This window comes from Desulfobacter postgatei 2ac9, assembly GCF_000233695.2.
Taxonomy (GTDB): Bacteria; Desulfobacterota; Desulfobacteria; order Desulfobacterales; family Desulfobacteraceae; genus Desulfobacter; species Desulfobacter postgatei.
In genome coordinates, this window is record NZ_CM001488.1 from 2,660,817 (window position 1) to 2,686,393 (window position 25,577).

32 protein-coding genes are annotated in these 25,577 nt (G+C 48.4%); 17 read left to right on the forward strand and 15 right to left on the reverse strand.

What is annotated here, in order from left to right; genetic code table 11:
- Positions 1-5 precede the first annotated feature (5 nt).
- The 16 genes from rplE to rplQ all read left to right on the forward strand — a co-directional run bounded on the left by rplE (position 6) and on the right by rplQ (position 8,184).
- Positions 6-545, forward strand: a complete 540-nt coding sequence (gene rplE, locus DESPODRAFT_RS12170) for a 50S ribosomal protein L5 (RefSeq protein WP_004073824.1) — start codon at positions 6-8, stop codon at positions 543-545.
- A gap of 21 nt (positions 546-566) precedes the next feature.
- The gene (locus DESPODRAFT_RS19515) at positions 567-752 is read left to right on the forward strand and encodes a type Z 30S ribosomal protein S14 (RefSeq protein WP_004073825.1); all 186 of its coding nucleotides are present in this window, start codon (positions 567-569) and stop codon (positions 750-752) included.
- 57 nt (positions 753-809) lie between these two features.
- Entirely contained in the window at positions 810-1,208 is a 399-nt protein-coding gene (gene rpsH / locus DESPODRAFT_RS12175) for a 30S ribosomal protein S8 (RefSeq protein ID WP_004073826.1), read from the forward strand.
- Between the two features lie 15 nt (positions 1,209-1,223).
- Positions 1,224-1,766, forward strand: coding sequence for a 50S ribosomal protein L6 (rplF, locus tag DESPODRAFT_RS12180; RefSeq protein ID WP_004073827.1), 543 nt, complete (start codon positions 1,224-1,226; stop codon positions 1,764-1,766).
- 19 nt (positions 1,767-1,785) lie between these two features.
- Entirely contained in the window at positions 1,786-2,154 is a 369-nt protein-coding gene (gene rplR, locus DESPODRAFT_RS12185; protein ID WP_004073828.1) for a 50S ribosomal protein L18, read from the forward strand.
- A gap of 16 nt (positions 2,155-2,170) precedes the next feature.
- Positions 2,171-2,671 carry a 30S ribosomal protein S5 gene (rpsE, locus tag DESPODRAFT_RS12190; protein ID WP_004073829.1) on the forward strand — a complete coding sequence of 167 codons (501 nt, stop codon included), beginning with the start codon at positions 2,171-2,173 and terminating at the stop codon, positions 2,669-2,671.
- Between the two features lie 11 nt (positions 2,672-2,682).
- A complete protein-coding gene (gene rpmD, locus DESPODRAFT_RS12195) occupies positions 2,683-2,865 on the forward strand; it encodes a 50S ribosomal protein L30 (RefSeq protein ID WP_004073831.1) in 183 nt (60 codons plus the stop codon).
- A gap of 1 nt (position 2,866) precedes the next feature.
- The gene (gene rplO / locus DESPODRAFT_RS12200; RefSeq protein ID WP_004073833.1) at positions 2,867-3,304 is read left to right on the forward strand and encodes a 50S ribosomal protein L15; all 438 of its coding nucleotides are present in this window, start codon (positions 2,867-2,869) and stop codon (positions 3,302-3,304) included.
- Positions 3,305-3,330: 26 nt separating this feature from the next.
- Complete coding sequence (gene secY, locus DESPODRAFT_RS12205; RefSeq protein ID WP_004073835.1) at positions 3,331-4,650, forward strand: preprotein translocase subunit SecY; 1,320 nt, start codon at positions 3,331-3,333, stop codon at positions 4,648-4,650.
- Between the two features lie 30 nt (positions 4,651-4,680).
- Positions 4,681-4,899 (forward strand): translation initiation factor IF-1, encoded by a 219-nt coding sequence (gene infA, locus DESPODRAFT_RS12210; protein ID WP_004073836.1) that lies wholly within the window; start codon positions 4,681-4,683, stop codon positions 4,897-4,899.
- Positions 4,900-4,962: 63 nt separating this feature from the next.
- Entirely contained in the window at positions 4,963-5,076 is a 114-nt protein-coding gene (gene rpmJ, locus DESPODRAFT_RS19520) for a 50S ribosomal protein L36 (protein ID WP_004073839.1), read from the forward strand.
- A 14-nt stretch (positions 5,077-5,090) separates the two neighbouring features.
- Positions 5,091-5,459, forward strand: a complete 369-nt coding sequence (gene rpsM, locus DESPODRAFT_RS12215; protein WP_004073840.1) for a 30S ribosomal protein S13 — start codon at positions 5,091-5,093, stop codon at positions 5,457-5,459.
- A 25-nt stretch (positions 5,460-5,484) separates the two neighbouring features.
- On the forward strand, positions 5,485-5,880 hold the full coding sequence (rpsK, locus tag DESPODRAFT_RS12220) for a 30S ribosomal protein S11 (RefSeq protein ID WP_004073842.1): 396 nt from the start codon (positions 5,485-5,487) through the stop codon (positions 5,878-5,880).
- Positions 5,881-6,125: 245 nt separating this feature from the next.
- The gene (rpsD, locus tag DESPODRAFT_RS12225) at positions 6,126-6,752 is read left to right on the forward strand and encodes a 30S ribosomal protein S4 (protein ID WP_004073844.1); all 627 of its coding nucleotides are present in this window, start codon (positions 6,126-6,128) and stop codon (positions 6,750-6,752) included.
- 47 nt (positions 6,753-6,799) lie between these two features.
- A complete protein-coding gene (locus tag DESPODRAFT_RS12230; protein ID WP_004073846.1) occupies positions 6,800-7,822 on the forward strand; it encodes a DNA-directed RNA polymerase subunit alpha in 1,023 nt (340 codons plus the stop codon).
- A 5-nt stretch (positions 7,823-7,827) separates the two neighbouring features.
- Positions 7,828-8,184, forward strand: a complete 357-nt coding sequence (gene rplQ / locus DESPODRAFT_RS12235; RefSeq protein ID WP_004073849.1) for a 50S ribosomal protein L17 — start codon at positions 7,828-7,830, stop codon at positions 8,182-8,184.
- Positions 8,185-8,468: 284 nt separating this feature from the next.
- Here the strand turns inward: rplQ and moaA are convergent, their stop codons facing one another.
- The 11 genes from moaA to DESPODRAFT_RS12295 all read right to left on the reverse strand — a co-directional run bounded on the left by moaA (position 8,469) and on the right by DESPODRAFT_RS12295 (position 20,565).
- Positions 8,469-9,452 (reverse strand): GTP 3',8-cyclase MoaA, encoded by a 984-nt coding sequence (gene moaA / locus DESPODRAFT_RS12245; RefSeq protein ID WP_004073853.1) that lies wholly within the window; start codon positions 9,450-9,452, stop codon positions 8,469-8,471.
- A gap of 8 nt (positions 9,453-9,460) precedes the next feature.
- On the reverse strand, positions 9,461-11,011 hold the full coding sequence (gene cobA, locus DESPODRAFT_RS12250) for a uroporphyrinogen-III C-methyltransferase (RefSeq protein WP_004073855.1): 1,551 nt from the start codon (positions 11,009-11,011) through the stop codon (positions 9,461-9,463).
- Positions 11,008-11,934 carry a hydroxymethylbilane synthase gene (gene hemC, locus DESPODRAFT_RS12255; protein WP_040015972.1) on the reverse strand — a complete coding sequence of 309 codons (927 nt, stop codon included), beginning with the start codon at positions 11,932-11,934 and terminating at the stop codon, positions 11,008-11,010. The genes cobA and hemC overlap by 4 nt, the downstream gene beginning before the upstream one ends.
- Before the next feature lie 2 nt (positions 11,935-11,936).
- On the reverse strand, positions 11,937-12,191 hold the full coding sequence (locus DESPODRAFT_RS12260; protein ID WP_004073860.1) for an FmdB family zinc ribbon protein: 255 nt from the start codon (positions 12,189-12,191) through the stop codon (positions 11,937-11,939).
- 110 nt (positions 12,192-12,301) lie between these two features.
- Positions 12,302-13,516 carry a M20 family metallopeptidase gene (locus DESPODRAFT_RS12265; RefSeq protein WP_004073862.1) on the reverse strand — a complete coding sequence of 405 codons (1,215 nt, stop codon included), beginning with the start codon at positions 13,514-13,516 and terminating at the stop codon, positions 12,302-12,304.
- A 260-nt stretch (positions 13,517-13,776) separates the two neighbouring features.
- Positions 13,777-14,778, reverse strand: coding sequence for a GSU2086 family protein (locus DESPODRAFT_RS12270; RefSeq protein WP_004073865.1), 1,002 nt, complete (start codon positions 14,776-14,778; stop codon positions 13,777-13,779).
- Complete coding sequence (locus tag DESPODRAFT_RS12275; RefSeq protein ID WP_004073867.1) at positions 14,768-15,340, reverse strand: D-sedoheptulose-7-phosphate isomerase; 573 nt, start codon at positions 15,338-15,340, stop codon at positions 14,768-14,770. Before DESPODRAFT_RS12275 ends, DESPODRAFT_RS12270 begins: the two co-directional genes overlap by 11 nt.
- 39 nt (positions 15,341-15,379) lie before the next feature.
- Positions 15,380-16,609, reverse strand: coding sequence for a tetratricopeptide repeat protein (locus DESPODRAFT_RS12280; RefSeq protein ID WP_004073868.1), 1,230 nt, complete (start codon positions 16,607-16,609; stop codon positions 15,380-15,382).
- A 6-nt stretch (positions 16,610-16,615) separates the two neighbouring features.
- Positions 16,616-18,022: an L-seryl-tRNA(Sec) selenium transferase gene (gene selA / locus DESPODRAFT_RS12285; RefSeq protein ID WP_004073870.1), complete on the reverse strand. Its 1,407-nt coding sequence runs from the start codon at positions 18,020-18,022 to the stop codon at positions 16,616-16,618.
- Positions 18,003-19,325 (reverse strand): HDOD domain-containing protein, encoded by a 1,323-nt coding sequence (locus tag DESPODRAFT_RS12290; RefSeq protein WP_172635729.1) that lies wholly within the window; start codon positions 19,323-19,325, stop codon positions 18,003-18,005. The genes selA and DESPODRAFT_RS12290 overlap by 20 nt, the downstream gene beginning before the upstream one ends.
- A gap of 187 nt (positions 19,326-19,512) precedes the next feature.
- Positions 19,513-20,565, reverse strand: coding sequence for a GGDEF domain-containing protein (locus DESPODRAFT_RS12295; RefSeq protein ID WP_004073874.1), 1,053 nt, complete (start codon positions 20,563-20,565; stop codon positions 19,513-19,515).
- A gap of 301 nt (positions 20,566-20,866) precedes the next feature.
- Here DESPODRAFT_RS12295 and pyrF point away from each other — a divergent pair, with 301 nt between their 5' ends.
- Positions 20,867-21,601, forward strand: coding sequence for an orotidine-5'-phosphate decarboxylase (pyrF, locus tag DESPODRAFT_RS12300; protein ID WP_004073876.1), 735 nt, complete (start codon positions 20,867-20,869; stop codon positions 21,599-21,601).
- Between the two features lie 48 nt (positions 21,602-21,649).
- Here pyrF and DESPODRAFT_RS12305 read toward each other — a convergent pair whose 3' ends face one another.
- The 4 genes from DESPODRAFT_RS12305 to DESPODRAFT_RS12320 are packed head-to-tail and all read right to left on the reverse strand — an operon-like array spanning position 21,650 to position 25,545.
- Entirely contained in the window at positions 21,650-22,888 is a 1,239-nt protein-coding gene (locus DESPODRAFT_RS12305; RefSeq protein WP_004073879.1) for an aspartate kinase, read from the reverse strand.
- Between the two features lie 38 nt (positions 22,889-22,926).
- Complete coding sequence (gene tsaE, locus DESPODRAFT_RS12310; RefSeq protein WP_004073881.1) at positions 22,927-23,400, reverse strand: tRNA (adenosine(37)-N6)-threonylcarbamoyltransferase complex ATPase subunit type 1 TsaE; 474 nt, start codon at positions 23,398-23,400, stop codon at positions 22,927-22,929.
- The gene (locus tag DESPODRAFT_RS12315) at positions 23,397-24,956 is read right to left on the reverse strand and encodes a bifunctional ADP-dependent NAD(P)H-hydrate dehydratase/NAD(P)H-hydrate epimerase (protein WP_004073882.1); all 1,560 of its coding nucleotides are present in this window, start codon (positions 24,954-24,956) and stop codon (positions 23,397-23,399) included. Before DESPODRAFT_RS12315 ends, tsaE begins: the two co-directional genes overlap by 4 nt.
- A gap of 16 nt (positions 24,957-24,972) precedes the next feature.
- Complete coding sequence (locus DESPODRAFT_RS12320; protein WP_004073883.1) at positions 24,973-25,545, reverse strand: DNA-3-methyladenine glycosylase I; 573 nt, start codon at positions 25,543-25,545, stop codon at positions 24,973-24,975.
- Between the last annotated feature and the right edge of the window lie 32 nt (positions 25,546-25,577).

A 25,577-nucleotide genomic window follows, 5' to 3' on the forward strand; every position in this document is an offset into this window, starting at 1 on the left:
AATAAATGACTACACTTAAGGAAAAGTATACCAACGAAGTGGTTGCTGCACTGACTGAAGAGTTTAAATACACCAATCAGTGCCAGGTGCCCAAGTTGGAAAAAGTTGTACTGAATATGGGGCTTGGTGAGGCGGTTAGAAATCCGAAAATTGTTGAAACAGCAGCCCAGGAACTTGGATTGATTGCAGGGCAGAAAGCAGTGATTACCCGCGCAAAAAAACCCATCGCAAATTTTAAATTACGTGCCGATCTTCCCATTGGCTGCAAAGTGACCCTGAGACGGGAAAAAATGTATGACTTTCTTGACAGACTGATCAACATTGCTCTTCCCCGTGTAAGGGATTTTAAAGGGATTTCAGGAAAGGCATTTGATGGCCGCGGCAATTACAGCTTAGGTATCACAGAGCATATCATTTTTCCTGAAATTGATTATGATAAAACCGACGCCATCAAGGGCCTCAATGTAACGGTTGTCACCACAGCCAAAACCGATGAAGAAGGAAAAGCGTTTCTGAAATTGATTGGAATGCCCTTTAAAAACTAAGGACCTAAGGAGGAAGATCGTTTGGCTAAAAAAGCTTTAATCGCAAAGGCACAAAGAGAACCCAAATTTGGTGTACGGGCTTACAACAGGTGCCCCTTATGCGGTAGACCACGTGCATTTATTAGAAAAGCTGGTATCTGCAGAATTTGTTTTAGAACGCTTGCCTCACAGGGTAAACTGCCGGGCGTAACCAAGTCTTCTTGGTAGTGTTATTTCAGATTCTAACGATTATTTAAATATCAGCTTATTTAAGGAGATTTTCAAATGGCAACTAGTGATCCCATTGCAGACATGCTGACCATAATCAGAAATGGTGGTAAAGCCGGTCTGTCCAAGGTGGATATCCCCGGATCAAAAATTAAACTTGAAATGGTGCGGGTGCTGAAGGAACAAGGGTATATTAAAGATTACAAATTTCTAGAAAATGAGACCCAGGGTGTTATCCGGGTGGTCCTGAAATATGTTTCAGAAGGCGAACCCACTATTTTTGGTATACAGCGCGTCAGCAAGCCCTCCTGTAGGGTGTACGCCAAATCAAAAAATATCAAGCCGGTATTAAATGGCTTAGGTATTTCCATCATTTCGACTTCTAAGGGGTTGATGACCGACAAGCAGGCAAAAGAAGCAAAGGTCGGCGGTGAAATTCTTTGTAACGTATGGTAAGACAGGAGCTATAATATGTCCAGAATAGGAAAAAAGCCGGTTCAGCTTCCAGATAAGGTTCAAATTACCCTTGATGGCGATATCATCAATGTCAAAGGGCCTAAAGGCAGCCTTCACCGCAAGCTGCATCCGGCAGTTAATATTGCAATTGATAATCAGGTGTTGAATGTGAGCACCGACACCTCCGATAAAAAGAAAGTGGCGCTGCAGGGGCTTTACAGGTCTCTTATATATAATATGGTGCATGGCGTCACAGAAGGTTATGAGAAAAAACTGGTACTTTCCGGCATTGGTTACCGGGCTGAGACCAAAGGAAAAAGTTTGGTACTGTCTGTGGGGTATTCAAACCCTGTCGATTTTGCCCTTCCTGATGGTGTAACTGCAGCGGTTGATAAAAACGTCGAAGTTACCCTTGCCTGTATAGATAAAGAGCTTTTGGGCCAGGCTGCAGCAAACATCAGAGCTATTAGACCTCCCGAGCCTTATAAAGGCAAAGGCATTATGTATGCTGATGAAAGAATTATCAGAAAAGCAGGTAAGACTGCTGGTAAAGATTAAAAGGTGGGGAATATAGATTATGGCAAATACATCACCAAGACTAGTCGCACGGCTTAAAAGAAAAAAACGGATTAGAAAAAATATATTTGGCAACCAGGAACGTCCTCGACTTAGCGTTTTCAGAACAGCCAGGCATATTTATGCCCAGATTATAGACGACACAAAAGGTATTACGCTGGTAGCAGCGTCAACCCTTGACAAAGAATACAAAGACACGCCTGTGGATGGAAAAAAGCAGGATGTTGCAAAGTCTGTGGGCAACCTTATCGGCAAAAGGGCAATGGATAAAGGAATTAAAAAGGTTGTTTTTGACCGGAATGGATTCCTTTTTCACGGACGCGTAAAAGCACTTTCAGACGGGGCCCGGGAAGCCGGTCTTGAATTCTAATTAAGGAGGAACACCCTTGGCAAGACAACAACAGCAGATGGAAGATACAGGTCTGATAGATAAGGTCGTCAGAATTAACCGTGTTGCGAAGGTCGTTAAAGGTGGGAGGAACTTTACCTTTACTGCCCTGGTTGTGGTAGGTGATGGTGAAGGCAGTGTGGGATACGGGCTTGGAAAGGCCCAGGAAGTTCCTGAAGCCATTAAAAAGGGAATGGAAAAAGCCAAACGGAATATGAAAAAGGTCGCTATCTTGAACGGCACGGTTCCCTTTGAAGTTTTGGGCCACGCCGGATCCGGTCGGGTCCTGCTTAAACCGGCTTCTCCCGGGACTGGCCTGATTGCAGGTGGTGGTATCCGTGCGGTCCTTGAAGCAGCTGGCGTAACTGATATTTTGACCAAATGTATTGGTTCCCACAACACCCAGAATATTGTAAGAGCCACCATGGCCGGCCTCCAGTCCTTGTGTACCAAGGAGGAAGTTGCCAAAAGACGCGGGCTTAAACCTGAAGAAATATAAAGAGGCGGACAATGGCTGATAAAATTAAAATTACGCAGATAAGAAGCACTATCGGCCGTCCTGCAAAGCATGGACGGATTATACGCTCTCTGGGCATTAAACGGATGCACCACACTGTGGAGCACAATAATACCCCTGTGATCATGGGTCAGGTGAAAAAGGTTTCACACCTGGTGAAAGTAGAGGAGGTTTAGGATGCAATTACATGATCTGGCCCCTGCCCCCGGCAGCAGAAAAAATAGAAAAAGAATCGGGCGTGGTCCCGGCTCCGGTATGGGTAAGACCTCTACGAAAGGGCATAAAGGACTTAAGGCACGTTCCGGTGGATCTGTCCGTCCAGGTTTTGAAGGTGGGCAGATGCCTATTTACAGGCGGCTGCCCAAACGCGGGTTTAAAAACTATCTGTTTAAAACCCACAATGCAGTTCTCAATGTCAAAGATCTTGACAGATTTGATGACGGGTCCGAGATCACAGAGGCCGTTCTCAGAGAAGTCGGTCTTGTCAAAGGTGCTGTGGACGGTGTTAAACTTCTTGGAAATGGTGAGGTAACCAAGAAGTTTGTCTTGAAAGACATTTTGGTTTCCCAGAACGCCAAAGAAAAAATTGAAACTGCCGGTGGCAGCATAGAATAAGTGTAAAGGTATAAGGAAGCGTCTCAATGATTCAGAACAGCTACCAGAATATGCTCAAATTGCCGGAGCTCAAACGCAAGATACTGATAACCCTTGCCTTGCTTTTTGTTTACAGGGTTGGTGTGCATGTCCCTACGCCTGGTATTGACGGGGCCGCACTGGAATCTTTTTTCGCATCGGCGTCCGGCACTTTATTCTCCATGTTCAATATGTTCTCTGGTGGAGCGCTGGAGCGGCTTTCTATTTTTGCCCTGGGCATTATGCCATATATTAGTGCTTCCATTATTCTGGAACTGATGACTGTGGTCATTCCCTATCTTGAACAGCTCAAAAAAGAAGGAGATGCCGGGCGTAAAAAGAAAACCCAGTTAACCCGTTATGGTACGGTTGTTCTAAGCGCCATACAAGGTTTTGGTATTGCTGTTGGCCTTGAATCTATGACATCGCCTGCCGGTATTCCCATTGTACCCTATCCAGGGTGGGGATTCAGACTGATGGCCATTATCACCTTGACGGCGGGAACTGCATTTATCATGTGGCTTGGCGAACAGATTACCGAAAGGGGAATCGGCAATGGTATTTCTTTGATCATTTTTGCCGGTATTGTCGCCAATATGCCGTCAGCAGCTATTCAGATGGGCAGGTTATTGAGCACCGGGGAGATGGGGTTGTTTTCAATCATCATACTCATTGTATTGATGGTTGCTGTGATTGGTGCCATTATTTTTATGGAATTGGCCCAGCGCAGAATTCCGGTTCATTATGCAAAACGTGTGGTCGGAAGAAAGATGTATGGTGGACAGACCTCGCATCTTCCGCTTAAAATTAATACATCAGGGGTTATTCCGCCTATTTTTGCATCTTCCATCATCATGTTTCCGACCACACTGGCCCAGTTTATCAATCTGCCAGTTATGCAGACAGTGGCCGGCATGTTCAGTCCGGGAACTATTTGGTATTACCTTTTATATGTTGGTTTTATCGTCTTTTTCTGCTTTTTTTATACTGCAGTTCAGTTCAACCCTGATGATGTGGCCGAAAATATGAAAAAGAACGGCGGGTACATCCCAGGCATTCGACCGGGAAAACGGACATCTGAGTATATTGACAAAGTGCTTACAAGAATTACTGTGGGCGGTGCAGCTTATGTCTCAGTGGTTTGTGTGCTACCTACTGTATTGATGGATAAGTTTAACGTACCTTTTTATTTCGGCGGGACAGCGTTGTTGATTGTTGTCGGTGTTGCCATTGATACCATTTCCCAGATTGAGTCCCATTTGATTACCAGTAATTATGATGGTTTTCTAGGGCGCTCTGGAAGTAAACGAATCAAAAGCCGGTCCTGATATCTCACCATAAAGGAGAAGAATTTAGTTATGGCAAAAGAAGAGCCCATCAAAGTGGATGGTAAAGTCCTTGAAACGCTTCCCAATGCCATGTTCAAGGTTGAGCTGGAAAACAAGCATGTTCTGCTGGCACATATTTCTGGGAAAATGAGAATGCATTTTATAAAGATACTGCCTGGCGACAGGGTGACTGTGGAAATTTCACCCTATGACCTAAGTCGTGGCAGAATCACCTACCGGTATAAATAAATCCGGGGGGCTAATTAAGAATAATTAAGCACACATTGAAATAATGAAATGAGGAGCAGTTAGATGAAAGTCAGAGCATCAGTAAAAAAAATCTGTAGAGACTGCAAAGTCATTAAAAGGCGCGGTGTCATCAGAGTCATTTGTGTCAACAAGCGCCATAAACAGCGTCAGGGATAGGAGGATAGAAAAATTTGGCACGTATAGCTGGAGTTGATTTACCAAGAGATAAGCATGCGTGGATTGCTTTAACCTATATCTATGGTATAGGGCGTAGCAGGTCTATGCATATATTTGAAAAAACGGGCATTGAGCCCACAATCAAGGCCAACGATCTGACCGAAGAACAGGTAAATGAAATCAGGAAGGTCATTGATGCCGAGTTCAAGGTTGAAGGTGAACTGCGTTCTGAAGTATCCATGAATATTAAACGGTTGATGGATCTCGGATGTTATAGGGGATTGCGTCATCGTAAAGGCCTACCTTGCCACGGACAACGGACCAGTACCAACGCCAGAACGAGAAAAGGTCCCAAGCGTGGGGCAGTGAAGAAGAAGAAGTAGGACATAATAAAAAGGGATAACAATTATGGCGAAAAAGTCTAAAAAGGTCGTTGCCAAAAAGCGGGTTAAAAAAAATATATCAACCGGCATAGTGCATATTCAGTCTACCTTTAACAACACCATTGTCACCATTGCAGATGAAAATGGTAACACGATTTCCTGGTCATCCGCCGGGATGCAGGGGTTCAAAGGGTCCAGAAAATCTACGCCGTTTGCGGCTAAACTGGTTGCTGAAGATGCAGGGGCCAAAGCAATGGAACATGGTATGAAAAACGTCGGGGTATATGTTAAGGGCCCTGGCCCCGGAAGAGAATCCGCGCTTCGGGCTCTTCATGCTCTTGGGTTTAACATTTCGATGATCAAGGATGTTACCCCGGTACCCCATAATGGGTGCCGCCCACCTAAAAGAAGACGTGTGTAATTGTTTGAAGGAATAGTCACCGATCTGCGGCGTTGCATAAAAAATTGCCAAATTATAAGATCGGGCCTCACAACCCTTCAGGGTGATCCGGTTTTAAATTTTCATGCGTCGTGCATCTGGGCAAGTCTTTGTCCAAACTAGGAACGAGATACATTTTATTTCGGACATATCAAGTGAATATTTCGAAAAAAAATTTAAACGTGTAAAAACGTGTAAACTTTATCTAAAGTGATAAAGGAGGAAACTTGGCAAGATATAGAGGTTCTGTCTGCAGGCAGTGCAGACGTGAAAACATGAAGCTTTTTTTAAAAGGGGATCGTTGTTTTTCTGATAAATGTAGTTTTGACAGAAGAGGATTCCCCCCTGGTCAACACGGTCAAAAAAGAGCCAAACAATCAGATTACGGTATGCAGCTTCGGGAAAAGCAGAAAGTTAAACGCATTTATGGGCTATCTGAGAAGCAGTTTAGAAACACATTCAAACGGGCAGACCGTCAAAAAGGTATCACCGGTATTAATTTGTTGACATTACTTGAGACTAGGTTAGATAATACCGTATTTAGACTTGGATTCGTAAATTCCAGAAATCAGGGGCGACATTTTGTGCGCCACAATCACTTCACCGTAAACGGAAAAAAGGTTAATATCCCATCCTATCATGTAAAAAAGGGGGATGTTATCGAATTGTGTGAAAAAAGTAGAACGATCCAGGCCATTATTGATTCCCTTGACGCCATTGTAAGGCGTGGTATTCCCCAGTGGCTTGAAATTAACAAAGATAGTTTTAAAGGTGAAATAAAAGGTCTTCCTGGAAGGGAAGATATTTCACTGCCGATCCAAGAACAGTTGATCGTCGAGCTTTATTCAAAATAGGTTTATCATATCCATGATCTACCAAATTATCTATTCAGGAGATTTAAATGTCATCTGAAAATCTTGCATATGTTAACTGGCGAGAGATGATCAAGCCGGAAAAGCTTGATGTTACCACAACTTCCACTTATGGCAAGTTTGTGTGTGAACCCCTTGAGAGGGGATACGGCATCACCATTGGTAACTCGCTTCGGCGAATAATTTTATCATCCATATATGGTGCCGCCATAGTCTCCGTGAAATTCGATGATGCACTTCACGAATACAGCGTTATTTCAGATATTAGAGAGGATGTTTCCGAGATCATTCTAAATCTGAAAGAATTAAAGCTCAAAGTTGACGATCCAGAGGAAAAAATATTAACCCTTAATGTCACTGGCGAGGCGGAGGTTACAGGTGCAGATATCGTCAGTCCGGACGGTCGGGTGAAGATTCTTAACCCGGAACAGCATATTGCTACGGTAAATAAAAATGGAAAACTCAATATTGTCATGGTTGTGAAAACAGGTAAGGGCTATGCCCTGTCCTCTGCGAATAAGGACGACGATGCCCCTATCGGTACCATCCCCATTGATTCTGCATTTTCCCCCATTAAGCGAGTAAAATATGTGGTGGGCACATCACGTATCGGCCAGAAAACCGACTATGACAAACTGACCTTTGAAGTCTGGACAGACGGTAGTGTTACGCCTGAAGATGCCGTTGCCTACGGTGCAAAAATCCTTAAGGAACAGATGAATCCATTTATCAATTTTGATGAAGAACTTGAACCTGATGAATCGGAATATAAAATCGATGACGGTGAAAAGGGATTTAATGAGAATATTTATCGTTCCGTGGATGAGCTCGAGCTCTCCGTTCGCAGTTCAAACTGTCTGAAAAATGCGAGAATTCATACCATTTACCAGCTGGTCCAGAAAACCGACAGCGAAATGCTCAAGACAAAAAATTTCGGCCGAAAATCACTCAATGAAATCAAAGAAGTGCTCAATTCAATGGAGCTGTCTTTGGGGATGGACCTTGAAGGGATCGAACCGCCGGAAGATGTGAATATTCAGGAAGGAGAATAAATACCATGAAGCATAGAAAATCCGTATTAAAGCTGAACAGAACCTCCGCCCATAGAAAGGCGATGTTTAGGAACATGGTAACTTCTCTGTTCAAACACAGCAGCATCAAAACCACTGAGGCCAAAGCCAAAGGACTTCGTAAAATTGCCGATAAAATGATTACCCTAGCCAAACGTGGGGATCTTCATGCCAGGCGTCAGGCGATGGCGGTAATCCGTGAAAAAGATGTTGTGCATGCCCTTTTTGAAGAGGTAGCAGAGAAGTTTAACTCAAGGCAGGGTGGATACACTAGAATTACCAAATTAGGACCAAGAAAAGGGGATGTTGCCCCCATGGTTCAGATTGAGTTGATCACCGATTAATCATATTAATCATATCGCGGGATGGGTATGATTTTAAAACCATGCCCATTCAGGCGATAGATTTCCGCTTGAAAGCTTTGACAGTAAGATTACACCCTGTCAAAGCTTTTTTCGTTGTCAAATAATTTTCTAATTGTGCTGAGTAACAGATGTGTATCCAAAGGCTTTTCAAGGAAAGCCCATAATTTGTTTAACAAGATTATATGCCCGCTGGGTTCCTTTATAAACCTGGGTAAAAAGCCGTAAAAAATGGAAATGAAAAGAGGCAACGCACTGCCAGAGCATTATCCACCGATGGATGTCATATGATTCAACGGCACATCCCGGGCGGTTCTCTTCTCCAAGTTATGGTATAACGGTTTGTCTTTCAACGCTGTTACCATGAGTTGTTTCAATGCCTCATCATCGGCACCGTTGCGCAGGGGGGTGAGAATATCGGTTTCATTGTTGCTCAGCAGGCACGGGCGAAGGGTTCCCCGGGAAGTTAAGCGCAACCTGTTGCATTCACTGCAGAAATTGGAGCTGATCGGTGTGATGAAACCTAAGATTCCCGGTGCCCCGGCCAGTCTGTACGTTTTTGCCGGTCCGTCATTTATTCCTTTAGGGACTGGCGCCAAAGGCCCATGGGTGTTAATGATAATATCCTTAATATCCCGGGTCAGGATTTGCCGGTCTGCATCCACATCTGTATCTCCCATGGGCATGTATTCAATGAACCGGACATGAAAGGGGTATTCCCGGGTCAGTCCGGCAATGGTCTGGATTTCATCATCATTGAAGCCTTTTAACGCCACAGTGTTGATTTTTATGGGTGATATGCCTATGTCGAGGGCTGCCATAATATTGTCCCATACCCTTTGGAACTGATCGCGCTGGGTAATCCGGATAAATTTTTCCGGCACCAGGGTATCCAGGCTGAAGTTGAGCCTTTGGATGCCCATATCCATCAACTCTTTTATTTTATCCGGGTTCAGGCAGGAACCGTTGGTGGTAATAGAGATATCTTTTAACTGGGGAATGCGGCATAACCGGCGGATAAAGGAGAAAATACCCTTTCTGACAAAGGGCTCTCCGCCGGTGACCCTGACTTTGGTGATGCCCATATCACAGCCAAGGCGGACAATCCTTAAAATTTCTTCATACCGGGCAATGCTGTCATGCTCAATGCGCTTGAAGGGTGCTGCAGGAATACAATATATGCACCTGAAATTACACCGATCCGTAACGGAAATTCTCAGATAATTTATCTCCCTGGTTCCGGCAATCATCGTATCCTTTAATTGTCTGCAACACCGGGCAGGACGTTTTCATAATGTTCGAGCAGTGCTTCAATAAGACCCTCAATGGTAAAAGAATCCGCTTCAATATCCGGAGCAAGCCCTTTGGCCCGGATGGTATCCGACGTGATGGGGCCGATGCTGGCAAGAATCACCCCTTCAAGCAGGGCAGGGAGGTTTTGCCCGTCAAGCAGAGTCAAGAAATTGGTTACCGTGGAAGATGAGGTAAAGGTTACTGCATCAATATCCCTATCCTTGAGCATATCAATGAGAAGGTCTTTCCCCTCATCTGCCAGCCGGGTCTCATATGCGGTTACCTCATCCACCAGGGCGCCCATGCGTGTCAGTTGTTCGGGCAGGATGGTGCGCGCCTTTTTGGCCCGGGGCAGCAATACCTTTTTGCCGGTCATATCAAGGCCTGAAAACGCATCCACAACAGATTCCGCCTGATATGTTTCGGGGAGAATATCGGAAATAATGCCATAGTCGGCTAGGCGTTCTTTGGTCACAGGGCCGATGCAGGCAAATTTAAGATGCCCCAGGGCACGGACATCCTTTCCCTTTTCAAAAAGGGTGTCAAAGAAGAATTTTACGCCATTCACCGAGGTCAGCACCAGCCAGTCATACCGGTCCAGGTGATCAATGGCTGCTTCCAACGGATTTTTATCTTCAGGTGGTGCGATTTTAATGGTGGGGATCTCGATGCATTGGGCACCAAGGCGGTTAAGCTCGGCTACAAGGCCGGAGGCCTGGGCACGGGCCCGGGTAATCACAATTTTTTTTCCGAACAAAGGTTTTTTGTCGAACCAGGCCAGTTCGTCCCGTAACGAGACCACATGCCCCACAACAATGATGGCGGGGGATTTCAATCTTGCTTTTTCAACCGCATCAACGATGGTGTCAAGGGTGCCGGTTACGGTCTGCTGGCGCGTGGTGGTTCCCCAGCGTACCAGGGCTACAGGGGTGTCAGACGGTTTGCCGTGTTCCATCAGTTTTGTTACGATATTAGATAAATTTTTGACCCCCATCAGAAAGACCAGGGTGGCGTCGGATTTTGCAAATATGTCCCACTGCATCCGGGACTCTTTTTTATCGGGCCGTTCGTGACCGGTTATAAAGGAGACAAAGGAGGTATGGTCCCTGTGAGTCACAGGAATCCCGGCATAGGCCGGGGCCGCCACTGCGGACGTGACACCGGGAATTACCTCGTAGCTAATGCCATAGGACAGCAATTCCTGGGCCTCTTCCCCGCCGCGGCCGAAAACAAAGGGATCCCCGCCCTTGAGGCGGGCCACACTTTTGCCTTCTCTGGCCTTCTCCACCAGAAGCAGGTTGATTTTCTCCTGGGTCAGGGTGTGATCCCCTCCCTTTTTGCCCACGTAGATAATTTCAGCCTCTTTTTTCGCATAATCAAGCAGAACGGGAGATGCCAGGTAATCATAAACCACCACATCCGCAGATTGAATGCACTCTTTTGCCTTTACGGTGATGAGCCCTGGGTCTCCCGGGCCTGCACCAATCAAATAAACCTTGCCCCTGCTCTGTCTCATGGGATATTAAGTGCCTCCAATATGCGTTGTCCGCCTTTCTCAAGAACAAGTTTTGCCAGTTCCCGGCCTTTTTCGGCCACCTGTTCAGGGGTTGATTCAATGGTTTCTTTAATTAAGGATTCGCCGTCTTCCGATGCCACCACCGCGGTAAGCATGACCCGATTGTCCAGGATCTTGCCGAAACAGGCCACTGGGATATGGCAGCTGCCCTCAATCGCTTTGAGAAATGCCCGTTCCCCGGTCACACAGATCCGCGTGGGATCATGGTCCAGGGTCGATAAAATTTCTGCCATGTCCGGATCATTCTCCCGGGTTTCAATGCAAAGCGCGCCCTGGCCAACCGCCGGCACCATGTCGGTTTCTGCAAGGTACTCGGTGATCTCGCTGCCCTGGCCCAACCGTTCAAGCCCGGCAGCCGCCAGAACAATGGCCGCATATTCACCGGATTTGACTTTTTTAAGCCGGGTATCCAGATTGCCCCGGATGGATTTTATTTCAATATCCGGGCGCAGGTGTTTAAGCTGGGAGGCTCTGCGAAGGCTGGATGTGCCGATAACCGCACCTCGGGGATAATCTTTGAAAAATGCTCCCTGGGCAGATATGAGCACATCAAAGGGGTTGGCCCGTTCCGGTATGGCCCCGATCATCAGTCCTTGCGGCAGTTCACCCGGCATATCCTTCATGGAGTGAACAGCCAGGTCAATACTGCCGTCTAAAAGTGCCGCTTCGATCTCTTTGACAAAAAGGCCTTTGCCCCCCACCATGGCAAGGGGACGGTCCGTTATCCGGTCGCCTGTGGTTTTGATAATTTTTATATCAATACGGGTGTCCGGAAAATTTTTTTCAATGCTGTTTTTTACATGGTTGGCCTGCCACAGGGCTAACGTGCTTCCCCGGGTGCCGATACAGATAGTTGATTTCATGTTCATCCGATCGTTGCGCTGGAACTGCAGGAACTGCAATTTGTTGAGGAGCAGCCGGCACAGGCGGAACTGCCCGCTGATTTTGTTGTCTGAATCTGGCCGCCGGGGCCTGTTGATTTGGAGACAAATCCGCATTTTGACATCAGTCGTGCCAGGTCTTCACTGCTGCATGCCGGGCATTTCGGTATATCACTGCCCATTACCAGGGTTTCAAAGTTTTTACCGCAAGCGTTGCAGGTATATTCATAAATCGGCATTCTTCCGCCCCTTTTTATTGGTTTATAATTAGAAATAACGTAACAATATAAGGCTATAGGGCTTGTTTTTCAAGGGCATGATTCAATAATTTGCATTGCTGCCGGATGGTTTATGATAGCCTGGAAGTGTCAGGGCGGGGGAGTACTCTCTTTTTGTCAAAGTGGAAGGCTTCCTTAACTTTGTGCCTGAAATCCTGTTCAGTTAAGAACTGCCAGGCAATCTGGGCAAGAATCCGGGCAATTTTTTTCATCTGTAAAAAGGCAAAGTCCGTTGCTGCAGCCTGGGAAAATTCCCTGGAGTGAATAATAATACCCGGATCATCTTGGGTAATATTAAAATAGGCGTGCATGGCAGGTACTTCATGGGTTACATCTCCGAAATCCGAGGAGGCACGGGACGGTTCCGACCATTTGGGCTGCATGCCCGCATCCCGGGCAAGAGAGAAAAAGGCCTGATTGAGCGGATCATTGGGAATGCCGGGTTTATAAGGGTTGGGGATTGCGGAAAATTTCAGCGTTGTATCGGTCATAAGTGCCGCGCCTTTGGCAATATTTTCAAACCGGACTTGCATCTGATCAAGAAAATTAAGATCAAAATCGCGTAAATAGAACTCGGCCCGGGCAAAATCCGGGATAATGTTGGGAGCCTGTCCCCCGTCCCGGATCACCCCATGGACCCGACTGGTCTCAGTGAGCTGCTGGCGCCAGGCATCTACACCGTTGAACAAAAGCCGAAGGGCGTCCAGGGCGTTGATCCCTTTTTCCGGACAATCCGCTGCATGTGCGGTTTTCCCTGTGTACGAGACCATGAATTGTCTTATACCGGACTCTCCGGCATAAGGTGATGTGGCATCATCCGAGGGGTGAGCCATGAGTACCAGGTCCACATCTTTCAGGGCACCGGCCTTGATCAGATCAATCTTGGCGCCCCGCTGCTCTTCGGCAGGGGTGCCCATTACCGTAACCCTGCCGGGTGAATGATGGTGGGCCAAAAGATTTTTCACCACCACGCCCGCCCCTAATGCCACACCGGCAATCAGGTTATGACCGCACCCGTGACCCATGCCGGGCAGGGCATCGTATTCAGCCATAAAACAGATATGGGGTCCGTTTTGGCCTGCTGTTGCATTAAAGGCCGTGGCAAGGCCTTTATAGCCCGTTTCCACAGAAAACCCCCAGGCTTTCAGCAGATCTGTCTGCCAGGCACATGCCCGGGTCTCTTTTTCTGAAAGTTCCGGTGTTTCATGAATTTTGCGCACCACGGACAGCAAATCCTGTTCGTGAGTTTTCAATATGGATCGGGTCAGTTCTTCTGGAGTACTCATCCAACAGTGTTTTCAATGGGGTGGTAATTCATATTTGACCAATTATTTAGTCATCGTAACCGTCATATCATCTATATTGACTATTATTGGGTTGGTGCTGATACTTGCAGTGTCAAAATTGATAAAATGTTGTTTAATAATGCCGCTAATCAGTGCCGGACATGAATTTTTTGACTATGAAATTTATATCGTTTACCGCCTGTTTATACAAGAATAAATCGATTTTTTTTTGATGGAAACCGGCTGAATTCTGTTTTTGTCTAAAGGGCCTCAATCACGCCGGCAGCGATCAGGGGAATCAGTATTTCGTGATGCCCGACAATGGCATACCCTTTGCCCCGGCCCTGGGTGGGGCGGTTGACCACATTGGTCATGGGTCGGTAATGGCGGATAAAATCCAGATTTACCGTGGTGAAATCATCCACCGTATGGCCCAGGTTCCTGACCAGGGTCAGGGCTTTCAAAAATACTTCAGGAAGAATGACAGCTGACCCCGCATTGATGAATACACCGTTTTCAAGGTCTGCTATGGTTGATGCCAGGGTCTTAAAATCATGAAGGGTTGCCGCACCGCAGGCCGCACCGTCAAAGCCCGGGTGCATGTGAATAATGTCCGTACCAATGGCCACATGGACAGTTACGGGCAAATCCAGGCGTGTGCCGGCAGCGGTCAGGCTTGACTCCTTAAAGGGCAGATTCAGATCCTCGATAAGCCGACCCACGGCCCGTCCCAGTCCTGTTTTTTGTTCATGGGCCATGGCAATGGCCTGGTTGAGCAATTCCGAGGTCTCTTTGGCCATGCCGAAGCTGCCCGAGGCCAGACTTTCGGCCACATCTTCACTGGTGCGGCCGGTGAATGCCACCTCAAAATCATGGATGATACATGATCCGTTCATGGCCAGATGGGTGATTACGCCTTTTTCCATGAGATCAATCAGGATGGGTGCCATGCCGGTTTTGACCACATGGCCGCCCATGCCAAAGCAGACCTGGCGATTTTTTTGAGCGGCTCCTGCAATGGCATCAATCACATTCCGGATATCTTTGCCCGCAAGAATGGCGGGCAGCCGGTCAAAAAAAGTCCCAAGGCCTGCGCCCTTTGTCCAGGGGGCTGCAAAATCATCCCGGGATACCAGGCTTTTCCTGTTTTTAATGGAATAGGTGGAAAGTTTTGAGTAATCCAGCTTTGCGTGATCCGGTTTTGAGCAATACAGGGGGGGCTGCCCAGCTCCTTTCTTATTGGTCATGTTTTTATTGGTCATGGAACAGCATCCTTTCGACAAGGTCGCAAAGAATATGACTCAGGGTGATATGGACCTCCTGGATACGCGCTGTTACTGGACTGTCCACACAAAAGGCAATATCGCTGATTTCCTTGAGCTTTCCGCCGGCCCCGGAAAATCCCACCAGGATCAGTCCCTGATCCTTTGCCACGGCTGCCGCCCGGATCACATTGGCAGAGTTGCCCGAGGTTGAAATCCCAATGGCTATGTCCTTTTTGTCTCCCAGGGCCTGGACCTGTTTTGAAAAAATTTCGTCAAAGGAGTAGTCGTTGCCGATACTGGTGATAATTGAGGTGTCGCAGGTCAGGGCAATGGCGGGTAATGGTTTACGTTCCATCTGAAACCGGTTGACAAATTCTGCAGCAATGTGCTGGCAGTCTGCCGCAGAGCCACCATTGCCGAAAAGCAGCAGTTTCCCCCCGGCTTCAAGGGTCTGTGCCATTTGCCGGGCACAGGTTTCAATGAGATCCTCATGCGTTGCAAAGAATTTTTGCTTGGTTTCAATAGCATCCTGAACAGTTTTTCGGATCAGCGATTTCATTTGTTTCCTCTTGTTTTAGGTTCCTTTTACGCAGCGGTATCAGGCTGATTTGATGGAACGGTCTTGATTTTTTTCTGCAATCCGGCTGTAGAGATTTTGAATTTCTTCAAGATATTGTCTGTATTGTTTATTCCCAGGGTCCAGAGCCAGACTTTTTTTTGCAAAGCTGAGGGCTATGGGCAGATTTCTTTTCTGTAACGCCATGGCCCTGGCATATCCGGACAACGCTTCGGGATCATTGGGATTGAGTTTGACGGCCTGGTTGAATTGGGCTGCGGCACCGGCGGCATCTTGCCTTTCCAGAAGTATCTTGCCTTTGATTGTAAACGCTGTGCCTGACTCGGGTTTGAGCCGGATAGCGGCATCCAGGTGTTTAATGGCGGGGTCGAATTTTTTTTCCTTGAATAAAAGATGGCCCAACAGCAACTCAATTTCAAATAGATCCGGGTCAATCCCATGGGCTTTTTTAAGGTATGCCAGGGCCGAATCGTTTTTACCGTTGATCCGGTGGATCAGGCCGATATTGTGGATGACCATCACCTCTTCGGGATTGATCTTTCTGGCTTTTTCAAAAAATTCCATGGCCTTGTCCAGGCAGGCGTCCACCCCAAAGGCAACGCCCAGGCTGTTGAGCAGGTTGAAATCAGTTGGAGAAATGGAAAGCCCTTTTTCGTATTCAGTAATGGCTGCGTCAATGTTATTGAGCTGGAACAGCCGGTCTCCACTGATATTCAGGGACAGACCGTCAAATTCAACAGCATGGCCCGGGCCAAAAAAAGCTGCATGGTCCAGGGCTTTGAGCGCGCATCCTGCCATCTCTTCAACCGGAAAATCATGAAAGGGGAAGGCAATTGTTCCCATGATCAGTTTGGCATTCACGGCCTGGGAAATTTTTTCATTGAGCAGGTCAAGCAGTTTTTTCCCTTGGGTAGGTGCTTGATAATCCCAGAACGCAAAGATGGCAGTGAACGGGTCCAGGCATTCCCAGATGCCTCTGTCTTCATCCAGCACCGAATGAAAGCAGGCGTCAAATATATCATTGGCAGTGTCAATCGTCTTTTCCGGCGCTGCCGGATCAATCTGTATGGCCGCCGTGATAAATGTTTTTTGGGATGCGCAGGTATCGGCTATACGCCGGGAAAAAATTGCGAATTCCTTTGATGGCTGCATAATCAGGTCTGAATAGTAAATTTCCGGGGGGGTAAGCTCAGGGGCATCCCCGGTTGTTTTTAAAAATTGAAGTTCTTTTGCAATGAATTTTAGCATCATAAATAATTAATCTATCAGTTTTTTTAAAATGTTGGCAAGAATCTTGTCCTGTCCGGGTTGAAGTGTTCTGGGGTCAATGATGAACCGATCGTTCTCAATACGCCCCATGACGGGCGGATCAAAGGCCCGCAGTTTTTTGTCCAAAGCTGTTACGGAGATGGTTTTGGGGCGGATGGTCAGGCATCGGGTGGGCAGGGTCAGTCCGGGATAGGACCCTCCGCCCGGCCTGGAGGTCATATCTGCCAGGGCAAGTTCTGCCTGCTTCCCCACCGCGTCTGTAACCAGCGAGAACAGAGCCTCTGCATCCCGGCAAATTTGTTCGTAGGACAAGGTCAGCATTCTTAGGGTGGGAATTTCTTCAACCGCCACCAGGGTGTCCCGGTAAAGCTTGAGAGTTGCTTCCAAACCGGCCAGAGTCATTTTGTCAATACGCAGGGCCCGGGTCAGGGGGTTGGCCTTGATCTGGTCCATGCATTGTTTTGCGCCGACAAGAATACCGGCCTGGGGACCGCCTAAAAGCTTGTCTCCGCTGAAGGTGACCACGTCAGCACCCGAGGCGACCTGTTCAAAAACCGGGGGTTCGGAAGGCAGCCCGAATGCGCTCAAATCAATCAGCGTACCTGAGCCCAAGTCTTCCATTACCGGAATTCCATGAGCCTTTCCAATGTCCACCAGTTCCTTGAGAGAAACCGCTGTGGTGAACCCTTCAATTTTATAATTGGAGGTATGGACCTTGAGTAAAAGTCCTGTATCTTCGGTAATGGCATTGGTGTAATCATGGGGGTGGGTACGGTTGGTGGTCCCCACTTCCTTTAAAATACACCCGCTTTTTATCATTACGTCCGGCACTCTGAAGGAGCCGCCGATCTCCACAAGCTCTCCTCTGGAAACAATAACCTGGCGTCCTTGGGCAAGGGTATTTAAGGCCAGCAGTACGGCACCGGCATTATTATTTACGGCCATGGCTGCTTGGGCCCCGGTCAATTCGCAGATCAGCTCTTCAATTGCCGCGTAACGGATGCCACGTTTGCCTGTTACAAGATTGAGCTCAAGATTGGAATAAGCGGATGCGACCGCCATGATATTATCTAAGGCATCCCGGCAGAGCAATGCCCTGCCCAGATTGGTGTGCAGGACCACGCCTGTGGCGTTGATCAAAGGGGTTAGCCGGTTTTTCATTTTCTGGGCAGCGAGCAGGGCTGCCTGCTTTATTATAACTTCATCATTGATTGTGACAGGGCTGCCTTCACGTATTTTTGTGCGGGTATTGTCAATGGCTCTTCGTACAGATTCAAGCACGAGGCTGCGCGGTATCCGTGCAAATCGGTCATCTGTTTGGGCAAGGGCAAGAATATGATCTACACCGGGCAGGGATTTTAATTGTAAATGCTTATCAGGTATTGCTTGTTTCATCCGTCAGATCCTGTGTCAGTATATCCAAGGGCAGATCGTCGATGCACCGGACCAGGGATGCACCGTCCAGATCCAATTTTTTTATGATAGCTTCCAGGTGCAGGGCATCTGGTTTATCAATATCAAAGAATGTGAAAAATTTTTCCATAATTTGGTCCGCCAGGTAAATAATTTCCACCAGTCGTGAGTGGCCGCCTGTCTCTTCAGGGGTATGGTGACAGCGGATGGCTTCGGTCAGTGCGTCTGAAAAGCCCCATTTCTCCGCCAGGATCACGCCTGCCCGACAGTGGTTGAAGTTCAGAATTTTTTCTTCTGCGTGGATGATATTTTGCTTTTCACTCCCCAGGATACGAAAAAAAAACGGTAAATGCGCTGATATATGCTGGTCCAGAACAACTTTGCCGATATCGTGCAGCAGTCCTGCCATATACGCCTGCGAGGGATCAGCTAAACCGCTCTGCCTTGCCAGCCGTTCTGCAAGGCAAGCCACACCCACGGCATGGAAAAAAAGCCCTCCCTTGCATAGGGAATAGCCTGATGGACCGACCTGTCCAAAATAGCTCTCAATGGCTGTTGTTATTACACTTTTAACCAGCCTTTCCTCGCCAAGCATCATCAGCGCGTCCTTGAGCGTGTCAATTTTTATGATGCCCGCAAAAAGGACGGAGTTGCACATTTGTAATGTCCGTGCGGACAGTACCTGGTCCTGGGATAGCTCCCGGGTAATATCATCAATGCTGTGGCCATCCTGATTGGACATCCTTAAAATTTTTAATGCGGTCTGCGGGATAGGTTGGAGCTTGTCAATGGTCTCCATGATGGCTTCAGGACCCGAAACCGGTGCAATAGTGCCCGGTTCAATCCCCGTTTGCCAGACCGGCGCAATTTTTGTTTTGCCGGTCATCATGTCCAGTTCAAGGGTACAGGCAAAAAAACCGCCGGTCTCGGACCTTAGAATTTCAATGCCTTGTTCCTTTAATATACGGCGGGCAATATCTGCAGAGCGGCCCCCGATGTCCAGGCCCAGGTCTATGCGGGAAACAGGCCCGACCAGAGCTCCGCCTGCAATGGTGGCCTTCAGTGCCTTTGTGGTGCATCCCATGCGTGTAAGTTCGTTGATCAGCATGGGAATGCCCGTGGAGGCATATTTTCCCGGGGTGTCCGCTTCGAAGCCCGCATTTCCCAGCGGGGAGGGTAGAAGGAGATGGATCAGCCCTCCGGCTTTCCGCTCTTGATCATAGAGCGCCACGCCCAGGCAGGTGCCAAGGCAGGCCTGAAATATTTGAGGAGATTTTCTCCCCACCCTCAAGCGGCCTGCGGGAATGTGATGGTTTTGTATATGGTTCATTAGATAAAAATACAGATACTGATTGGCGTTAAAATCGTCTTAATTATCATTAATTGTCGGAAGGATTCAATCCTAATCTAACTTTGAATCAGGGCTTTAATATCATCTTCAACCAGCATGGTCAGGGTGTATCTGTTTTTTTTCAAGGAAGAATCACCTCTTTGCCATTGTGGGTGCCGGTGCGGTTTCGGCCATTTTTTTTGGCGGCATAAAGGGCCTTGTCTGCCCGTGCAATAAGGGCGTTTAAGTCTTCGCCGGGAATGAGCTGGGCCACGCCTAAAGAGATGGTGATCGTCCCGATATCCTTGCCTGAGCTTTTGGACTGCCATCTCACTTTTTCAAGGCTGGTACGGATTTGTTCGGCCAGGGCAAAACCGCCGTCCATTTTGGTTTCGGGCAAGGCCATGATAAATTCTTCGCCGCCGAACCTGCAGGCAATATCTCTGCCTTTGATGTGTCTCTGTATAAGTTTGGATATCAGTTTGAGTACATTATCCCCGGTAAGATGGCCATAGTTATCATTTATTCGTTTAAACCGGTCGATGTCTGCAATGATCAGGCTTAAGGGTGCGGTCTGCTCCTGGGCATCCTTCATGTGTTTCTCAATGGCATCGTCAAAACCACGGCGGTTAAGAAGTCCTGTGAGCAGATCAGTTTTTACCGCTTTTCTCAGGTTTTCAAGTTCCAGCTTTAGCGCATGAAGTTCAGTGACGGTGCTGTGAATATCGTTTTTAAGCTCTGTATTACCGTCAATGATCCGATGGGTTTCCAAAACTATGTCTCGGCAAATGTTTTTGATATCCGGTTGGTTTGAGGCACTGTCCAGCTTCTCGATATGTGCTTTGAGCCGGTCTCCCTGCCGCTCCATAAGGTTTCCGCCCTCGGTGAGGCGTGAGGTGATTCCCTCAAGAAGGTTTCCCGCTTTTCTGGTTTGTTCTTCGGTGATAAACACTTGCCTGTCGGAAACGTACTCTCTGAACCATTCAAGGACCTTTTGATAGTCTATAAGTTCCTTTTTTTTACGGATTGCCTGAATATTCTTGCTCAGTTTGGGATTCTGGCCCGAAACATACTCATACCAGACCGCATAAACAATTGGCGTATAAGGAAGTTTAAGCTCGGCAATCTCTTTGAGAATGATTCGAAGATATTTTACTGAGGCTTCCAGGGAATCAAGATATAAGTTTTTTAACATTGAGTTCCCTTTCCGTTAAATTTAAATGGGACCGGAATTAATAGTTGTTAATATTACGTTACATCTACATCTTATAAAAATCTTAATAAAATTTGACATTCGGAAAATGACAAGGACAACTGACATGTTACCATAAAAACAGCGAATGAATCAACAAAAATTCTTGTTGCCAGGCAGAACACTGACTATGGGTTACACCTCTTTTGCTCGTATTTTTTTAAAGCAAAAAAATGCCTTTTGTGGTAAGATCCGGGTAATTTTTTTTATTATGTTTCAACCCCTAAGATCGCAAAGGGCGATTATGCAGACAACAGCAAAAGAATACATTATTTTTCCTCTGGATTTTCCCTCCATGGCGGCGGCCCAGTTTCATATTCGGCAGCTTGACGACCGGGTGGGTATGTTTAAAATAGGCCTTGAACTGTTTATCCGCCAGGGTCCGGCTGTGGTGGGGATGGTCAGAAAGATGTCCAGTGCAGGGATTTTCCTGGATTTGAAGCTGCATGATATCTCCGCTACGGTTGGTCGGGCCATGGCCCGGGTGGCGGATCTCGGGGTGGATCTGGTGACAGTCCACGGGGCTTGCTCACAAAAAATGCTTGAGTCTGCCGTTCAAAATGCCGGAAAAACCAAAGTGCTTGCCGTGACCCTGCTTACGGACAATGACGCAGAGACGGTTCGTGCCCAGGGGTTTAAGGATGAATATGTTAATGCGCCGGAAAAGCTGGTGCTGCTGCGGGCCCGTATGGCCATGGAGGCCGGATGTGCCGGTGTGGTGTGCTCAGGGCAGGAAACCGCTATGTTGAAAGCACAACTGGGCAAAGGGTGCCTGGCTGTTACGCCGGGGATTCGGCCCCAATGGTGCCTGACACCCGGGGATGACCAGAGACGGGTTGTCACGCCGGCTAAGGCTGTGCAGGCGGGTTCTGATTATATCGTGATTGGTCGGCCCATCCGGGATGCTGACGACCCGGCCCGGGCCGCTGAAAGGGTGGCCCTGGAAATTGAAGCCGGTCTATCCGGCCCAGCCGCGTAAGGCCGCCGAACAGACCGGCGTTAAAAAATAGCGAAAAAAAGTTTTAAATTATTGTTCCTTGTCCAGACCAAAGGCTGCATGCAGGCTTCTGACGGCCAGTTCCGCATATTTGGCCTGAATAACGCATGAAATACGGATTTCAGAGGTTGAAATCATACGGATGTTGATGTTTTCTTCGGCCAGGGCCTTGAACATTACCGCAGCCACGCCGGAATGGCTTTTCATCCCCAGGCCGATGACTGATATTTTGGCAATATCGGTGGCGGTTCTTATTTCGCCGGCATTGATCTGATTCGCCACTTTTTCGGAAATTTTCATTGCCCGGTTAAAATCATCCTTGGTCACGGTAAAGGTCAGATCCGTTTCGCCGCCGGGGTCTTTTTCGCCGCCGGAGCGCGAGTTCTGAATGATCATGTCCACTGAGATACCGGCCTCGTCAAGGGCTCCGAAAACTTTGGCTGAAATGCCGGGTTGGTCCGGGACGCGTTTGAACGTGATTCTTGCTTCATTCATGTCGCAGGTGATGCCTGACACCACAGGGCTTTCCATATCCGCACTTTCGTTGACAACCATGGTTCCTTCCTCCTCATTGAATGATGACCGGACATGCACGGGCACATTGTATTTTTTTGCAAATTCCACAGACCTGATCTGGAGAACCTTTGCTCCCAGAATGGCCATTTCAAGCATTTCATCATAGGAAATTCTGTTGATTTTCCTGGCTTGCGGGCATATCCTTGGATCGGTTGTGTACACCCCGTCCACGTCAGTGAAGATCTCACAGACATCGGCTTTGAGTGATGCGGCAATGGCAACGGCCGAGGTGTCGGATCCGCCCCGGCCCAGGGTGGTGATATCCCCGTGGTCGTCCGCACCCTGGAATCCTGCCACCACGACAATATTCCCCTCATCCAGTGCCCCACGCAGGTTCTGGCTGTCGATCTCCCGGATTCTGGCTTTGCCTGACATATGGTTGGTCTGGATGCCGGCCTGGAAACCTAAGAAAGATTTGGCTTTAAGCCCTCTTGATTTGAGCATCATGGCCATTAAGGCCGCCGTAGTCTGTTCTCCGGTTGCCAGCAGCACATCCAGTTCCCTTTCATCCGGGTTTTCGGATGCCTGTCTGGCAAGGTTGATCAGATTGTTTGTCACACCAGCCATTGCTGAAAGCACCACCACCATTCGGTCTCCGTTTTCATGGGCCTTTTGTACCCGGTCGGCCACCGTGGAGATCCTTTCGAGATCTGCCACAGATGTGCCGCCAAATTTTTGCACCCGTAAAGCCATTGTGTCTCCCAAAATTTTAGCTTTTATTAATATATTTATTACAGGGATAGATTGCTTAGCAGATTTATTCCGGCTTGTCCAGATGGAGAAAAGGTTATTTTTCTATTAAAGTCGGCATCAAATTCAAAATGGATGTGAAGATCAAATTCAAAGCCGGTTTCAATGAGAAGATCCGGCCACTCCACCACGGTGACGCTGTCTTGTCCCATCTGATCCTCAATGCCGATATAGTCCAGCTCGTCCGGGTCTGAAAGCCGGTAGAGGTCCAGGTGGCACAGGCGCATGTTACCTGCCGGATATTCGTTCATGATGGTAAAGGTGGGACTGGTGATGTAGTACCCGTCGCCCACATCCAGCCCCCTGGCAAGGCCCTGGACAAAACAGGTTTTGCCGCAGCCAAGATTTCCTGTCAGGGCTATGGCGCAACTTAAGTGCTGTTTGCGGATATATAAGCCCAGGCGCCTGGCCGCTTCCTGGGTCTGTTCCGGGCTTTGGGATATAATCTGTTTCATGACAAAAGGGTAGTTAGCGCCTGGGGAATGCCCGCCACCATATCGGATGCCGAAAACCCAAAGGCGTGGTCTTCGGCCAGCAGATCCCCACACAGTCCGTGAAGATAAACGCCTGCAAGGGCAGCTGATTCAGGGGATAAATCCTGGGCCAGGAATGCAGCGATCATGCCGGTAAGCACATCGCCCATGCCGCCGCAGGCCATGCCGGGATTTCCCGTGGGACAGATAAATACGGCCCCGTCCGGGTAGGCCACAAGGGTCTGGGCACCTTTAAGCACGAGGATAACCTTCTGTTTTTCTGCAAAGTTTCTGGCGGTTTCCATTCGGTTCTGCTGAATATCCGCAGTGGTTTTTCCGGTTAGACGGGCCATTTCACCCGGATGGGGGGTCAGGATAACCGGGGCCTTGACTGTGGCGAGAATGTCAGGATTTTTTGCAATGCAGTTCAGGCCGTCGGCGTCAATGACCATGGGTACGGATGCAATGGCCAGAATGCTTTTGATCAGCTCCTGGGTGCCGGAATCCGTGCCCATGCCGGGTCCTAAGGCCAAAGCGGCCTTGTCTGCCAAAAGTGTAATAATGTCATCCAGGGCTGCGGCATCCAGGCCGCCCGAAGAGGTTTGGGCAAGCGCGGTTGTCATGGGTTCGACGACCATAGGTTCCATGACGGGCATAAGCTTTTCTGGAACGCCCAAGGTCACCAGGCCTGCACCGCTCCTCATGGCCGCGTTGGCGCATAATGCCGCAGCTCCGGTTTTACCCGGCGAGCCGGCCAGTACCAGCAGGTGGCCGAAACTGCCCTTGTGGGCATTGAACGCCCTGGCCGGTATCAGGCCTGCAATGTCGTGGGGTTCCGGCAGGAAAATATGGGGAGATTGTGCTTTTGCAATGTGGCCGGGAATACCGATGTCAACGACCTCCAGGTCACCGGTGTGAAAATTGCCCGGGTACAGAATGTGCCCTGCCTTGGCAAAGGCAAAGGTGGCTGTGGCATCTGCCCGGATGGCCACCCCGCAGACTGCGCCTGTATCCGCATTGATTCCCGAGGGGATGTCCACGCTGAACACCGCTTTGTCCGAATCATTGATCAGTTCAATAACATCACGGTAAATGCCCCGGACATCGGCATTGAGTCCTGTGCCGAAAATGGCGTCCACAAACAGGTCATGGTCCAGCAGGATTTCGGTTACCGCTTCCAGGGCGTCTTTGTCGGGAATTTCAATGAATTGTGACAGGGCGTGTTCGGCCAGAAGGTCCAGTATCAGGTCCATATTTGCCCCGGCATCGCCCTGGACCCGGTCCCGGGTGGATAAAAGAAAGAAGCTGACGCTCACCCCCATCTCCATGAGGTAACGTCCGATCACAAACCCGTCGCCGCCGTTGTTGCCCCGGCCCGCCACCACTGCCACCCTGGCGCCTTCAAGGTCGAAGTGCTCGGAGAGCATCTCTATGGCACCCCGGCCTGCGTTTTCCATGAGTACCCGGCCAGGAATGCCAAAGGATTCAATGGTGTTTTTATCCATCTGCTGCATCTGTCTGGTGGTAACAATAATCATGATTTGCCTTCCTTTTTCAGGCCATTACCTCTTTATATCTGAAGCAGGAGACCAGGTGATCGTTCACCATGCCCGTGGCCTGCATGTGGGCATAGATGATGGTGGACCCGGTAAATTTAAACCCGCGCTTACATAAGTCTTTTGAAAATGCGTCGGACTGGCTGGATCTGGCCGGAACTTGCTCCTGGCTGGTATAGCGGTTGATGATGGGCGCTCCGTCCACAAACCGCCAGGCATAGGTGTCAAAGGTGCCGAATTCTTCCTGGATCTTTAAGAACGCCCGGGCATTGGTGACTGCAGACTGGACCTTGAGCTTGTTTCGGATGATGCCTGGGTCTTTAAGCCGTTTCTGAATATCGGCTTCGGTGAACCGGGCTATCTTTTCAGGGTCAAACTCACAGAATGCATTGCAATATCCCTGGCGACGCTTGAGGATCGTCAGCCAGGACAACCCTGCCTGAGCCCCTTCCAGGATGAGAAATTCAAAAATTTTTCGGTCATCGTGAACCGGCACCCCCCATTCCGTGTCATGGTAACGGATATATAAAGGGTCACTGGTCACCCAGCCGCAACGTTTAATATCGTTCATGACAGATCTATACAATAACTTTTGTCAATCCG